Source organism: uncultured Victivallis sp. (genome assembly GCA_944389935.1).
Classification (GTDB): domain Bacteria; phylum Verrucomicrobiota; class Lentisphaeria; order Victivallales; family Victivallaceae; genus Victivallis.
Map to the genome: position 1 here is coordinate 22,692 of CALXOE010000020.1, position 12,108 is coordinate 34,799.

Below are 12,108 nucleotides of genomic sequence, written 5' to 3' on the forward strand. Positions count from 1 at the left end.
ATCCGCCGGAGAACAGATATCCGATTGTTCGACAATAGATTGCAAAGAATATTGGATGCGATGAAGTGAGGTTCGGAACATTCGTGAAATCTGTTTACAAAATGCTAAACGGTTTAGGGAGAGGTAGACATGCCGATCACACCACTGAAAACGAAATTCGGGAAACTGATTCGCGATTATCTCCGCAGTGCGGAGATCCGCCAGAACGATCTGGCCGCCAGGCTGCAGATTTCCGGTTCGGCCGTATCCCAGATGCTGCACGGGAAGATCGTGCCGAATCAGCAGCAGCTCAATGTGATATGCGAACTCCTGCAGCTTGACCGGGCGCAGGCGTTTGAACTTCAATCGATGCTCTCGTGCATCCGCACGGGCGCAGAGAACATGCGTTCTCCATTCAACGAAGTGATGTTTGCGCTGCGCTGCCAGCGCGGACTCACCCATCAGCAGCTGGCGAATCTGTCCGGGATTCCGGCGTCGCACCTGCAGGTATTTGAAAACTGTTTCGAGGCGGTGCCGACTCTGGATGAGGCGAGCAAACTCGCCCCGATTCTGGGGTGCACTCCGGCGGCGCTGCTGCAGAGCGCAGGAGTCGGAGGACTCTCGCGCACGGCGATCGATAAGCTCACAGCGGCCGGCGAGCTGGCGGACGAAGAGGTCTGTGAGGCGGTCGGGACCTACCATGCGGAACGGCAGATTCCGCTTCTGGATCTGGTCGATCTGGAGGGGTACGACGGCAGTTCGCTCACGGCATTCGCACAGCAGCGGGCGGGAAAGGTGCTCGATCTCGGGACGCGCGACCTGCCGGAAGAGACGATCGCGGTGACAGCTTCCGGACGGGATCTGGCGATCGGACTGCCCGGGCACGTGCAGTTGTTCGTGGCGGAGAAACGGCCGGCCGGTTACCGGGAACTGGATCTGTGCCGCACGGAGGACGGCAAATTCGTCCTGCAGGAAACCCGGCGGAACAGCGTGAAAGAGTTCCGGCTGGCGGGAACACGCAAGCCGAACACCTCCCCCGCAATCTGGAAACTGCCGGTGCTGGAGATGGTCATCCGCCCAACCAAACCGGGCGCGAGGGAGAAGAAATAGAGGCCCGCGGCAGAGGGCGCGGATTTGTAACGATCCATGACCGGGAACGCCGGAGACGCAGCCCGGTCATTTTGAATGCAGGGATACCTGGTGAACATCTGGTTTTACATCATCATCATGGCGGTGATTCAGGGGGTGGCGGAATTTCTTCCGGTGAGCTCATCTGGACACCTCGCCGTACTCGGAGCGCTGTTCGGATTCGACGGAGAGAAGAGCCAGGCGCTCGGAATCGTACTGCACGCGGGTTCTCTTCTCGCGATCGTGGTTTTCTACTGGAAAACGCTGCTCGGATTCCTGAAACCGGAGCGGTGGAGGCTTGCGGCGATGCTGATCGTCGCGACGATTCCCGCCGGGGCGGCGGGACTGCTGCTGGAGTTCACCGGTTCGGCGGAGAAGATGTTCGACAACCTGTTTATGGTCGGCTTCGCGTTTCTGATTACGGGAACGCTGCTGCGCATGACGAATAAACCGAAACTCATCGTCCGCCCGGCCGGGGAGGAGAATGCGGACCTGACGCCGCTCGACAAAATCTCCCTGCGCCAGGCCGTTGTGATCGGACTGGGACAGATGTTCGCGATCCTGCCGGGGCTGTCACGCTCCGGCACGACGATCACGGCGGGAATTCTGACCGGGGTAAACCGGGAGGCGGCGGGAACATTCTCGTTCCTGATGGCCATTCCCGTCATTGCGGGTGCGGCGCTGGTTCATCTGCTGAAGATCGTGAAGAATCCCCCGGGGGCGGGAGAAATCACGCTTCAGCAAATGGGTGTCGGGCTCGTGATTTCCGCGGCGGTCAGCTTCTGGGCGCTGCAGTTTTTGACCAAACTCATCAAGCGGGGGAAACTCGCATGTTTCGCCTGGTATCTCTATATACTCGGCGGAGGCGTGATTCTCTGGCAGCTTGTTGTGATGATTCGAAAGGCAAACGGATTATGAAAAAACTGTTGTTCATCGGCGCCGGAAAGATGGCGACGGCAATCGCGGGCGGACTCGTCCGGGCGAAGCTGTTCACTCCCGGCGAACTTCAGGCTTACGACGTGAGCGAAACCGCCGCGGCGGAGTTCACGAAAGCGACCGGAGTGGCGTGCGCGATTCGGGATTGCGCCGCGCTTGCCCGCGATGCGGAACGGGTGCTGCTCGCAGTCAAGCCGCAGACCATGACCGCTGCCCTCGCGGGACTCTCGGAGGTGCTGTCGGGGAAACCGGTCATCACGATCATCGCGGGGGTGCCGATTGCGCGCATTGCGGAGCTGACCGGCTCGCGCCAGGTGATCCGGGTCATGCCGAATACGCCGGCGCTGATCGGCAAAGGCGCCGCCGGAATCGCCGCCTCGCCGGAAACTGCGCCGGAGGAACTTGCGCTTGCGGAAAAGATTTTCGGCTCGGTCGGCGTGGTCATGCGCGTGGAGGAGCGGAATCTCGATGCGGTGACGGCGCTCTCGGGCAGTGGTCCGGCCTATGTGTTTGAATTCATTCAGGCGCTGGCGGACGGCGGTGTTGCGGCGGGGCTTTCGCGTGCGGCGGCGACGGAGCTGGCCGTTCAGACCGTGATCGGTTCAGCGGAAATGGTACGGGCGACGAAACTGCATCCGACCGTGCTGAAAGATCAGGTCACGAGTCCCGGCGGAACGACGATCCGGGCGTTGGAAGTGCTCGAAGACCGTGCGTTTGCCGGAGCGGTGATTCAGGCGGTGCGTGCCGCCTGCCTCCGGTCGGAAGAGCTGGGGAGAAACTGATGAGCAACGCGACGGGTTGTCTTTCGGTCGTCATGCCGGCCTACAACGAAGAGCAGACGATTGAGGAGATCATCAACCGGGTGCTGGTGCGCCCCGAAGTCGGCGAGTTGCTGATCGTGAACGATGCCTCGACGGACCGCACGTGGGAGAATCTGCAGAAGTTTGCGGGAAATCCGCGCGTCCGGCTCTTCAACCAGGAGGTCAATCAGGGCAAGGGTGCGGCGCTGATCCGGGGATTCCGGGAAGCGACGAAACCGTTCGTGATCGTGCAGGACGCGGATTTTGAGTACACGCCAGAGGATTATCCGATCGTGCTGGCGCCGCTGCTGGCGGGCAAGGCGGACGCGGTTTACGGTTCGCGTTTCATGGGTACGCCGGGTCAGGTTCGTTTCTTCCGGCACGAGATGGGAAATAAATTCCTGACGTTTCTGTCGAACTGGTTTTCAGACATCCACCTCTCGGACATGGAGACCTGTTACAAGGCGTTCCGGCGTGAGGTGATTCAGAATCTGAAACTCGAATCGTGCCGGTTCGGCATCGAAGTGGAGCTGACCGCGAAACTCGCGCGCTCGCGACGGCTACGGATCTGGGAGGTGCCGATCTCCTACAATCCGCGCCGGTTCGATGAGGGCAAGAAGATCGGCTGGAAAGACGGGGTGGCGGCGCTCTGCCACATCGTGCGTTTCAATCTGTTCACGGGGGATGACGCGAGTTTTGTCCGCCCGTGGGATGAAGTGCTCTCCGACCGGCGGGAAATGCGATGAACCGGGAAGCGGAGCTCGAGCGCAAAATCGCGGAACTTGAGGAGCGCATCGCCGCGGAACAGAGGAAAAACCAACAGCTTGAAACGCAGCTGGAAGCCGAACGGGAAGCGGCTCTTGATCAGCGTTTTACGCTGGTGGAGAACAGTCTGCGGCTGCTCGAGCTCAAGGAGTCACTCGAGGCGGAACAGGAGAAATCCGCGAAGCTGCTGCGGAACCTGCTTCCGGAACGGGTCATCGCCGATCTTCAGGAGAACGGGACGAGCAAACCGGAGCGGTTTGAACACGTGACGGTGCTTTTTTCGGATATCGTCGGCTTTACGAACCGCAGTGCGACACTCGATCCGGAGGAGGTCATTGCGGAGCTTTCGGACATCTTCTCGCAGTTCGACCGCATCTTCACGAGCCACGGCTGTGAACGGATCAAAACCATCGGAGACGCCTATCTCTGCGTCTCGGGTCTGCCGACGCCGACGGAACACCATTGCGAAAACATTCTCGCGGGAGCCTGCGAGGCACTGCATTACCTGGAGGAGCGCAACCTCGTCAAATTCCATCGCTGGCGGATGCGGTTCGGCGTGCACACGGGGCGCGTTGTCGGCGGAATCGTCGGAACAGAAAAGTACATTTACGACATCTTCGGGGATACGGTCAACACGGCGGCCCGCATGGAGCAGCTCTCCGAACCGATGCGGATCAACGTGTCTCAGGCGGTGCGGGACGCGGCGCCGGAAACGTTCCGCTTTGTCGAGCGTCCCGCCCTGGAAGTCAAGGGGAAAGGAGTGATGAAGATGTATTTCCTCGACACTCACTCTCCGAATCTGGAACGGTAAATCTGTTCCCCCCAGCGGTCGAGCCCGCCGACCGGAATGAACATGCCGCCCGCACGGAACGTTCCGCCCGAATCATGAAGCCGGTGGAACGCGCGCCGCAGAGAGTTGTCGGCCGGATAGGAGGAGAACTCCCCGTCATCCCGCCCGAAAACGAAAAACAGTCCGGAGCGCTCCTCCGGCGGCGCCGGGAAGAGGAAGAGTTCGCGCATGAATTTCGCCAGATTCGACTCCGGCAGCAGCTCGAGCCAGGCGGGGTTGAGGATCCACGATTCGCAGACGAACACCCGGATCTCCTTGTGGAACTGCCGGCGGAAAAAACGGGCGGCAGAGCGCAGGGACTCTCCCGCAAGTTCCGGAGTCATGCCGCCGCCACCGGGGATATGGACGCTCGGCACCCATTCATGCGGAGTCAGAAGCGGCTCATGAAGTTCAAGGTCGATTGTCCGGCGGGCACCGGGAACCGCCCGTCCGGTCGCGGGATCGACGGGGATGCCGGTCAGCATGGAGCCCTCCTGCTCGAGCGTCGCCGGAGTTCCTCCCTTGTCACAGCGGAAACCATCGTTGTCGAGGCGCCAGCCGTCGCGGCAGAAAGCCTCGATCCGTCCGGAAAACCGGTTGCGGTAGAGAGCCGGAATCCAGTCGGGCGCGGTGTGGATCAGGAATTCAAACCGACCGATGCGAAAGAGCCGGGCGTCGATCGAGTGGACAAGCCAGTGATGCTGCCGGAAGTCGGTACCGGGAATGCCGTGATGAGCGGAACCGTAAATGGAGGTGGTTCCGGCGATCCACTTCGCGATCCCGCGAACATACGATTCATCCAGTCCGAGCCGGGCATGCGTCTCGGCGATCCGCGGCAGTGCCGCCAGAGCCGCCATGAGCGAAAAGAGCCCCGCCCCCTCCTCTCCGAGCAGTTCGACCGGATATGGCAGCAGCCGATGGTCCGGCCCCGGAACACCCCGGAGCAGCCAGCCGTCGAGCAGATTTGCGTAAATGCGCAGAGCGGAATTCGACCGGACGGCGGAGGCGAGAGATTCCATGCGGGATTCAGGGATCGCGGGATTCAGTTCCAGCAGCGGCATCCAGCGGCGGAAAAACGCCATCGTGAGATGTTCCGGCATCGCATCGGGGAAGCTCCCCTCCCCCCAGTACGGGGCAAAAAACGGTTCAAGTTCCGCTGAAAATCCGCACTCCCGTAAAAAATCCGCCAAAATCATTGCAAATCCTCCGCTTCCGACTTGAAATTCCGCCGATCTCTGTTATTTTATTAAAATTGCCGTTTATGTGCATCTGAACAAGAATTCATATAATATAACCTGCAAAACGGAGTTGTGCAAAAAAATGAAAAAGGACATTCATCCGAAGTACGAAGACGCCATTGTGACCTGCGCCTGCGGCGAAGTCTGGCACATCAAATCCACCCGTCCCGAGATGAAGGTCGGCATCTGCGCGAAGTGCCACCCGTTCTTCACGGGCAAACAGAAATTCGTCGACACGGCGGGTCGTATCGACAAATTCAACCGCCGCTACAAGAAAGCGTAATCGCCGCTCCTGCGTTTTACCGATGACCCGGGCTTGCCGGAACGATTCCGTTCTGCAAGCCCTTTTTTGGATTACGTTTCATGGTTCCAGAAGATATTGCCGCATACATTGAGAATCTGCACGGACGCTTTGCCGAGCTCGAGGAGCGCATGGCCGACCCGACGATTTATTCCCGGGGAGCCGAGTTTCGCAACGTCTCGCAGGAGCACCGTAAACTCGGAACTCTCTTTGAAAAATTCGAGAGCTGGAAGAAAGCCCTCGCAGAACTCGCGGAAAATCACGAGATGCTGACTGTCGAAGAGGACGCCGAAATGCGCGAACTGCTCACCGCCGATATCGAAGCGCTGGAACAGAAAGCCGCGAAACTCGAGGAGGAGATTCAGGTCTCGCTGCTGCCGCCCGACCCGAACGATGCGAAGAACATCATCGTCGAGATCAAACCGGCCGCCGGCGGCGACGAAGCGGCGCTCTTCGCGGGAGAACTTTTCCGCGCCTATCTGCATTTCGCGGAAAAACAGGGCTGGAAAGTCGAGATTCTCGACCAGTCCGATACGGACCTGGGAGGGATCAAGGATGTGTCGTTCTCGCTTTCGGGCTGCGACGTCTACTCGCTCATGAAATACGAGTCGGGCGTGCATCGAGTGCAGCGCGTCCCGACCACAGAGGCGGGCGGGCGCATTCACACGTCAACCGTGACGGTCGCAGTCATGCCGGAAGCGGAGGAGGTCGAACTCGACATCCGCCCGGAGGATTTGCGATTCGACGTGTTCCGTTCGAGCGGCCCCGGCGGGCAGTGCGTGAACACGACCGACTCCGCCGTGCGCGTGACCCACATCCCGACCGGACTCTCGGTCGCGAGTCAGCAGGAGAAGTCGCAGCACCGCAACAAGGAGATCGCGCTGCGTATCCTCTATGCCCGCATGCTCGAGCACAAGCAGCAGGAGGAGGCGAGCCGCCAGGCCGCCGACAAACGCTCTCAGGTCGGCACAGGCGACCGCAGCGAACGGATCCGCACCTACAACTTCCCGCAGAACCGCGTGACGGACCACCGGTACAATGTGAACACGTTCGATCTGCCGAAACTCATGGAGGGGGATCTGAACCTGATTCTCGACCAGATTCTGATGATTGTCTGCGAACAGCGGCTCGAACAGCTCCGCCACCAGCAGTAAAAAAGCCCCGGCGGGAAAAGCTCTTTCACCGCTTGCGTGCGAGGGTGGCCCAGAAAGTCGGGATGTTCATGTCGTGCAGCCTCCCGGAGCCGTTCGTATCCTCATAGAGATCGAGCAGCACAAACCCCGCTTTCAACTGTCCGGCGATCTGTTCTTCGGCCGTGTGGGAGAACTGGCAGCCGGAGTTGGTTTCGATCCCGCGCCGATAAAGCGCCTCGTCCGCAAGCGGATCGATCGGCAGGGCGTTTTCGATGCGGCACCCGTCCTCGTCCGCGATGAAATTGATTCCGTTGTCGAGCCCCGCCATCAAGAGTCCGCCGGGTTTCAGCACGCGGAAACACTCGCGCCAGACGTGCCTGACATCATGGACATAGACGTTCGCAACCGGATGGACGATGAGGTCGAATTCACCGTCCCCGAACGGGAATCGTTCACTCATATCGGCGCAGACGATCCTGACCGGGTACTTTTCGCGATCGCGCACGTGCCGCTCGCGGCGGAGCTGCTCTTCGGAGAGATCCATGACCGTAACCTCAGCGCCCTGCGCCGCCAGAAGCGGTCCTTGCTGCCCGCCGCCGGAAGCGAGCGCCAGCACCCGTTTCCCCCGGAGTTCGCCGAACCATTCGCGGGGAACGGGACGGGTCGGGGTCAGCAGCAGCCGGAAATTCCCGCGCCGCGCCTCCTCATAAACCTCGTGGGAAATCGGGATCGCCCACTCCCAGCCACGACGGCACCAGCCGTCGATGATCTCCGCATTCAAAAGCGTATATTTCCGTTTCATTTCCGTCTTCGATTTTTCATTTTCATCAGGGGTTGTGGTAAGAGCCGCCATGCAGGATATTCGTCGCCCGGAAGAGCTGTTCCATCAACAGCAGCCGCGCGAGTTCATGCGTAAATGTGAGTTTCGAGAGCGACCAGAGCAGATCGGCCCGCTGCTTGACTTCGGGAGCGAGTCCGCAGGGGCCGCCGATCACAAAAACGACCTTGCGGTCGAACGATCCGAGCTTTGCGGCGAACTCCTGGCTTGAGAACTGCCGCCCCTCCTCAGAAAGCACGACGACAGCTGCGGCGCGCTCTTTTTCCAGCGCTTTGACGATCGCCTGACCCTCTTTCGCGACGTTCGAGTCGGGCAGTTCAACGATCTCGAGTTTCGCATAAGGAGAGAGCCATTTCGCGAATTCGTCGCAGCGCGCCTGAATCGCGCGATCCTTGAGTTTCCCGATCAAAACAAGTTTCAGCAGCATGATCCGATCACCCCTCCCCCGAGCAGCCGGTCGCCGCGGTAAAACACCGCCGCCTGGCCGGGAGTGACCGCGCGCAGCGGCTGATCCGGAATCACGCGGCAACGCTCCTCCCCGGTCGACTCGATCCGGCAGGGGACCGCCCGGCTGCGATAGCGGATCTGCACGTCCATCCGCTCCCCCTCCGGAGGAGTTCCAAGCTGCCAGACAAGATCGTGAACCGGAAACTCATGTGCGAGCAGTGACTCCGGATCGGTTTCGAGCCGGATATCTCCCGACACCGGGTCGATCGCCACAATGTAGGCGGGAACGCCGAGCGCGACATTCAACCCTTTGCGCTGTCCGATCGTGAACTGATGAACGCCCGCATGGCGTCCGACCGTCCGGCCGCGATAGACGAACCGCCCCGGTTTCGCGGCGAAGCCGCAGAGCCGCCGCAGCGTCTCGCCGAAACACTCGCCCTCGACCTGAAAACAGGCGTCCTGGCTGTCCGGTTTCTGTGATGTCACGAGCCCGAACCGCGAAGCGATCCGGCGCACCTCCTCCTTTTCCAGAGTTCCGACGGGGAACGACAGAAACGAAAGTTCGCGCTGTCCCAGCCGGTAGAGGAAGTAACTCTGATCTTTCCGCAAATCGTCGCCGCGGCGCAGAACGACTCCCTCCGGCAGATGCTCGAGTTTCGCATAGTGCCCGGTCAGAACGCGGCTCGCGCCGATCTCCCGGGCGAACTCGATGAGCATGCCGAATTTCACAAGCAGATTGCAGATGCAGCAGGGATTCGGCGTTCTGCCGGCCATGTATTCACGAGCGGAGGGCTCGAGCACACACGAGCGAAACCGGTCGAATCCCTCGAGGAAGCGGTGTTCGATCCCGAGCGCCCTGACGACCTGCGCGATCGCCGCCTCATCCTGTTCTGAGGCGCAGAGCTGCGCGCCGGAAAACGCCGGATCGGGATGCTTCAACCGCAACGTCGCCCCGACCACTTCACATCCGGCCTCAAGCGCCAGTGCCGCCGCCACCGAGGAGTCCACACCTCCCGACAGAGCGACCACGACTTTTTCTTTCATTTGTCACCTCAAATCCGATCTTTTCGATAGTATAAAGGAAAATGGTTAACTTTTCAAGTTGACTTGTAAAAAAAAACGTTTATATTGTCAGTAACACGAAAGCATTTGAGAGGAGAAACATCTATGGCCAAACCAGAAGACAACAATTTCGGGCATCTGACCCCGCGTGCGCGGCAGATCCTGCTTCTCGCGAATCAGGAGGCCGAGCGTTTCAACCATGACCATATCGGTACCGAGCATCTGCTGCTGGGTATTCTCTGTCTGAACGAGGGAGTGGCGGTCAACGTGCTCAAGTCGCTCGGCTTGAACCTGACCCAGCTCCGGCTGGAGGTGGAGAAGTCCTGCGGCGTCGGCGGGTCGACGCAGACCGACGGTCCGCTGCCCATGACTCCGCGGCTCAAGCGCGTACTGATGCTGGCCTCGACCGAGGCTCAGGCGATGAACTACAACTTCGTCGGGACGGAACATCTGCTGCTGGCGATCCTGCGTGAGGGCGAGAGCGCCGCGGCACGGATTCTGCAGAATCTGAATGTGAATCTCGAGGAGGTCCGGCAGGCGGTCATCAAGACGCTCGATTCGGACTATCTGCCCGACAACAACGACGACCCCGATACGTCGCCGAACATCCCGCCGCAGCCGAACACCGGCAACGGCGGGAACGCGAATCAGACCGGAGCCGAGGGCTTGAACGCGCTGAACGCCTTTGGTCGGAATCTGACCGAGCTTGCGGCGAAAGGCGAACTCGACCCCGTGATCGGACGTACCGACGAGATCGAGCGCGTAATCCAGGTGCTCTGCCGCCGAACCAAGAACAATCCCGTGCTGATCGGCGAAGCCGGCGTCGGCAAAACCGCGATCCTCGAGGGACTCGCGGAAGCGATCGTCGCCCGGAAAGTGCCGGATCTGCTTGCGGACAAGATGGTCTATGCGATCGACCTGCCGCTCATGGTCGCGGGAACCAAATACCGCGGCCAGTTCGAGGAACGGATCAAGGCCGTGATCGACGAGGTGCGCAACTCCGGCAAAGTGATTTTGTTCATCGATGAGCTGCACACGATCGTCGGCGCGGGCGGCGCGGAGGGCGCGATGGATGCGGCGAACATCATCAAACCTGCGCTCTCGCGCGGGGAACTTCAGTGCGTCGGTGCAACCACCCTCGACGAATACCGCAAGGGGATCGAAAAAGACGCGGCTCTGGAACGGCGGTTCCAGCCCGTGCTCGTGAATCCTCCGAGCGTCGAGGATTCGATCAAGATTCTCGAGGGTCTCAAGGAGACTTACGAGAAACACCACCACGTCCAGTACGCGAAAGGTTCGCTCGAAGCGGCGGTGAAACTCTCCGACCGTTACATCACGGGGAGATTCCTGCCGGACAAGGCGATCGACGTGATGGACGAGGCGGGAGCGCGCGCGCGGATCAGCAGCGTCTGTCCGCCGCCGGACACTGCGCTTGCCGAGCAGGAGATCGAGGCGGCCAAGGCGAACAAGGAAGCTGCGATCGTCGAGCAGAACTTCGAGGCGGCCGCCAAATGGCGCGACCGCGAACGCGAACTCAAGCGCAATCTGCAGGATCTCCAGGATAAGTGGAAGCAGGAGTGCGCCGAGAAGAAGACCGTCATCACCAGGAGTGATATCGCCGCCGTCGTCGCCAAGTTGACCGGCGTGCCGCTCCAGCAGATGGAGGAGGGCGAGAGCAAGAAGCTTCTGCGCATGGAGTCCGAGCTCAAGAAAACCGTCATCGGCCAGGACAACGCAGTCGGGATCATCTCCCGGGCGCTGCGGCGCAGCCGCGCCGACCTGAAGAATCCGGCGCGCCCGATCGGATCATTCATCTTCCTCGGGCCGACCGGCGTCGGCAAGACGCTGCTGGCCAAGGCGCTGGCGGAATTCATGTTCGGCGACCAGGATGCGCTCATTCAGGTCGATATGTCGGAATATATGGAGAAGTTCAACGTGTCGCGCCTCGTCGGTTCGCCGCCGGGATACGTGGGCCACGGCGAGGGAGGCGAGCTGACCGAAAAAGTCCGCCGCCGCCCCTACTCGGTCGTGCTTTTCGACGAGATCGAAAAAGCCCATCCGGACGTGATGCACATGCTGTTGCAGATTCTCGAAGAGGGCCGGATCACCGACACGCTCGGACGGCGCATCGACTTCCGCAACACGATCATCATCATGACGAGCAACGTCGGCGCCGAGCAGCTTGCCAAGGGGAATGCGCCGCTCGGATTCGGCAGCGACTCGAGTGAATCGCAGAACGCCGACGAGCGTCTGCTCGGAATCGCGAAGAAGTTCTTCAAGCCGGAATTCATCAACCGGGTCGATGACATCATCGTCTTCCGGAAGCTGAACAAGGAGGATCTGCTTGCGATCATCGATATCGAACTCGGGAAACTGCGCGAACGGCTGCTCGGACGCAAACTCGGGTTCGAGATCTCGGACGAGGTCAAGGATTTCCTGATCTCCAAGGGGTACGAGCCGGAATTCGGCGCACGGCCGCTGCGGCGCGCAGTCGAACGGTATATCGAAGATCCGCTTGCGGAGGAGATTCTGCGCGGCCGCTTTGAAAAAGCGAAAAAAGTGCGGGTGGAACTCGATCAGCAGAAGATCCTCTTCTTCCCGGAAGATTGATTTGACCGAATCCCATCATCGCCTCTGCGCATTCCGGACAAC

General features: G+C 60.4%; 12 protein-coding genes. 8 read left to right on the forward strand and 4 right to left on the reverse strand.

Annotation, left to right across the window (positions count from 1 at the left end; translation table 11 throughout):
• Nucleotides 1-129 precede the first annotated feature (129 nt).
• The 5 genes from Q0J85_RS07790 to Q0J85_RS07810 all read left to right on the forward strand — a co-directional run bounded on the left by Q0J85_RS07790 (nt 130) and on the right by Q0J85_RS07810 (nt 4,419).
• The gene (locus Q0J85_RS07790) at nt 130-1,089 is read left to right on the forward strand and encodes a helix-turn-helix domain-containing protein (protein ID WP_294479991.1); all 960 of its coding nucleotides are present in this window, start codon (nt 130-132) and stop codon (nt 1,087-1,089) included.
• A gap of 90 nt (nt 1,090-1,179) precedes the next feature.
• Nucleotides 1,180-2,025 carry an undecaprenyl-diphosphate phosphatase gene (locus tag Q0J85_RS07795; RefSeq protein WP_294479994.1) on the forward strand — a complete coding sequence of 282 codons (846 nt, stop codon included), beginning with the start codon at nt 1,180-1,182 and terminating at the stop codon, nt 2,023-2,025.
• A complete protein-coding gene (proC, locus tag Q0J85_RS07800) occupies nt 2,022-2,825 on the forward strand; it encodes a pyrroline-5-carboxylate reductase (protein WP_294479996.1) in 804 nt (267 codons plus the stop codon). The genes Q0J85_RS07795 and proC overlap by 4 nt, the downstream gene beginning before the upstream one ends.
• Nucleotides 2,825-3,589: a glycosyltransferase family 2 protein gene (locus Q0J85_RS07805; protein ID WP_294479999.1), complete on the forward strand. Its 765-nt coding sequence runs from the start codon at nt 2,825-2,827 to the stop codon at nt 3,587-3,589. Before proC ends, Q0J85_RS07805 begins: the two co-directional genes overlap by 1 nt.
• Nucleotides 3,586-4,419, forward strand: coding sequence for an adenylate/guanylate cyclase domain-containing protein (locus tag Q0J85_RS07810; RefSeq protein WP_294480002.1), 834 nt, complete (start codon nt 3,586-3,588; stop codon nt 4,417-4,419). Before Q0J85_RS07805 ends, Q0J85_RS07810 begins: the two co-directional genes overlap by 4 nt.
• Here the strand turns inward: Q0J85_RS07810 and Q0J85_RS07815 are convergent.
• Entirely contained in the window at nt 4,395-5,633 is a 1,239-nt protein-coding gene (locus Q0J85_RS07815) for a hypothetical protein (protein ID WP_294480003.1), read from the reverse strand. The genes Q0J85_RS07810 and Q0J85_RS07815 overlap by 25 nt on opposite strands.
• Before the next feature lie 124 nt (nt 5,634-5,757).
• Here Q0J85_RS07815 and rpmE point away from each other — a divergent pair, with 124 nt between their 5' ends.
• Together rpmE and prfA are read left to right on the forward strand one after the other, a co-directional pair.
• Entirely contained in the window at nt 5,758-5,958 is a 201-nt protein-coding gene (gene rpmE / locus Q0J85_RS07820; RefSeq protein ID WP_294480005.1) for a 50S ribosomal protein L31, read from the forward strand.
• Between the two features lie 80 nt (nt 5,959-6,038).
• Nucleotides 6,039-7,130, forward strand: a complete 1,092-nt coding sequence (gene prfA / locus Q0J85_RS07825) for a peptide chain release factor 1 (protein ID WP_294480007.1) — start codon at nt 6,039-6,041, stop codon at nt 7,128-7,130.
• Between the two features lie 25 nt (nt 7,131-7,155).
• On the opposite strand, the gene Q0J85_RS07830 is transcribed toward prfA, so the two are convergent.
• Genes Q0J85_RS07830 through mnmA form a run of 3 tightly spaced genes read right to left on the reverse strand, consistent with a single transcriptional unit; the run spans nt 7,156 to nt 9,438 of the window.
• Nucleotides 7,156-7,911 carry a class I SAM-dependent methyltransferase gene (locus Q0J85_RS07830; RefSeq protein ID WP_294480009.1) on the reverse strand — a complete coding sequence of 252 codons (756 nt, stop codon included), beginning with the start codon at nt 7,909-7,911 and terminating at the stop codon, nt 7,156-7,158.
• 25 nt (nt 7,912-7,936) lie between these two features.
• Entirely contained in the window at nt 7,937-8,374 is a 438-nt protein-coding gene (locus tag Q0J85_RS07835; RefSeq protein ID WP_294480012.1) for a 23S rRNA (pseudouridine(1915)-N(3))-methyltransferase RlmH, read from the reverse strand.
• Nucleotides 8,365-9,438, reverse strand: a complete 1,074-nt coding sequence (gene mnmA / locus Q0J85_RS07840) for a tRNA 2-thiouridine(34) synthase MnmA (protein ID WP_294480013.1) — start codon at nt 9,436-9,438, stop codon at nt 8,365-8,367. The genes Q0J85_RS07835 and mnmA overlap by 10 nt, the downstream gene beginning before the upstream one ends.
• Nucleotides 9,439-9,561: 123 nt before the next feature.
• On the opposite strand from mnmA, the gene Q0J85_RS07845 reads away from it, so the two are divergent.
• Complete coding sequence (locus tag Q0J85_RS07845; protein ID WP_294480015.1) at nt 9,562-12,066, forward strand: ATP-dependent Clp protease ATP-binding subunit; 2,505 nt, start codon at nt 9,562-9,564, stop codon at nt 12,064-12,066.
• The last annotated feature ends 42 nt before the right edge of the window (nt 12,067-12,108 follow it).

Bases quoted from the DNA above. Each gene is read 5' to 3' on its own strand.
- prfA (WP_294480007.1), top strand. From the start codon at position 6,039: ATGGTTCCAGAAGATATTGCCGCATACATTGAGAATCTGCACGGACGC.
- Q0J85_RS07815 (WP_294480003.1), bottom strand. From the start codon at position 5,633: ATGATTTTGGCGGATTTTTTACGGGAGTGCGGATTTTCAGCGGAACTT.
- Q0J85_RS07810 (WP_294480002.1), top strand. From the start codon at position 3,586: ATGAACCGGGAAGCGGAGCTCGAGCGCAAAATCGCGGAACTTGAGGAG.
- Q0J85_RS07845 (WP_294480015.1), top strand. From the start codon at position 9,562: ATGGCCAAACCAGAAGACAACAATTTCGGGCATCTGACCCCGCGTGCG.
- rpmE (WP_294480005.1), top strand. From the start codon at position 5,758: ATGAAAAAGGACATTCATCCGAAGTACGAAGACGCCATTGTGACCTGC.
- mnmA (WP_294480013.1), bottom strand. From the start codon at position 9,438: ATGAAAGAAAAAGTCGTGGTCGCTCTGTCGGGAGGTGTGGACTCCTCG.
- proC (WP_294479996.1), top strand. From the start codon at position 2,022: ATGAAAAAACTGTTGTTCATCGGCGCCGGAAAGATGGCGACGGCAATC.
- Q0J85_RS07790 (WP_294479991.1), top strand. From the start codon at position 130: ATGCCGATCACACCACTGAAAACGAAATTCGGGAAACTGATTCGCGAT.
- Q0J85_RS07805 (WP_294479999.1), top strand. From the start codon at position 2,825: ATGAGCAACGCGACGGGTTGTCTTTCGGTCGTCATGCCGGCCTACAAC.
- Q0J85_RS07830 (WP_294480009.1), bottom strand. From the start codon at position 7,911: ATGAAACGGAAATATACGCTTTTGAATGCGGAGATCATCGACGGCTGG.
- Q0J85_RS07835 (WP_294480012.1), bottom strand. From the start codon at position 8,374: ATGCTGCTGAAACTTGTTTTGATCGGGAAACTCAAGGATCGCGCGATT.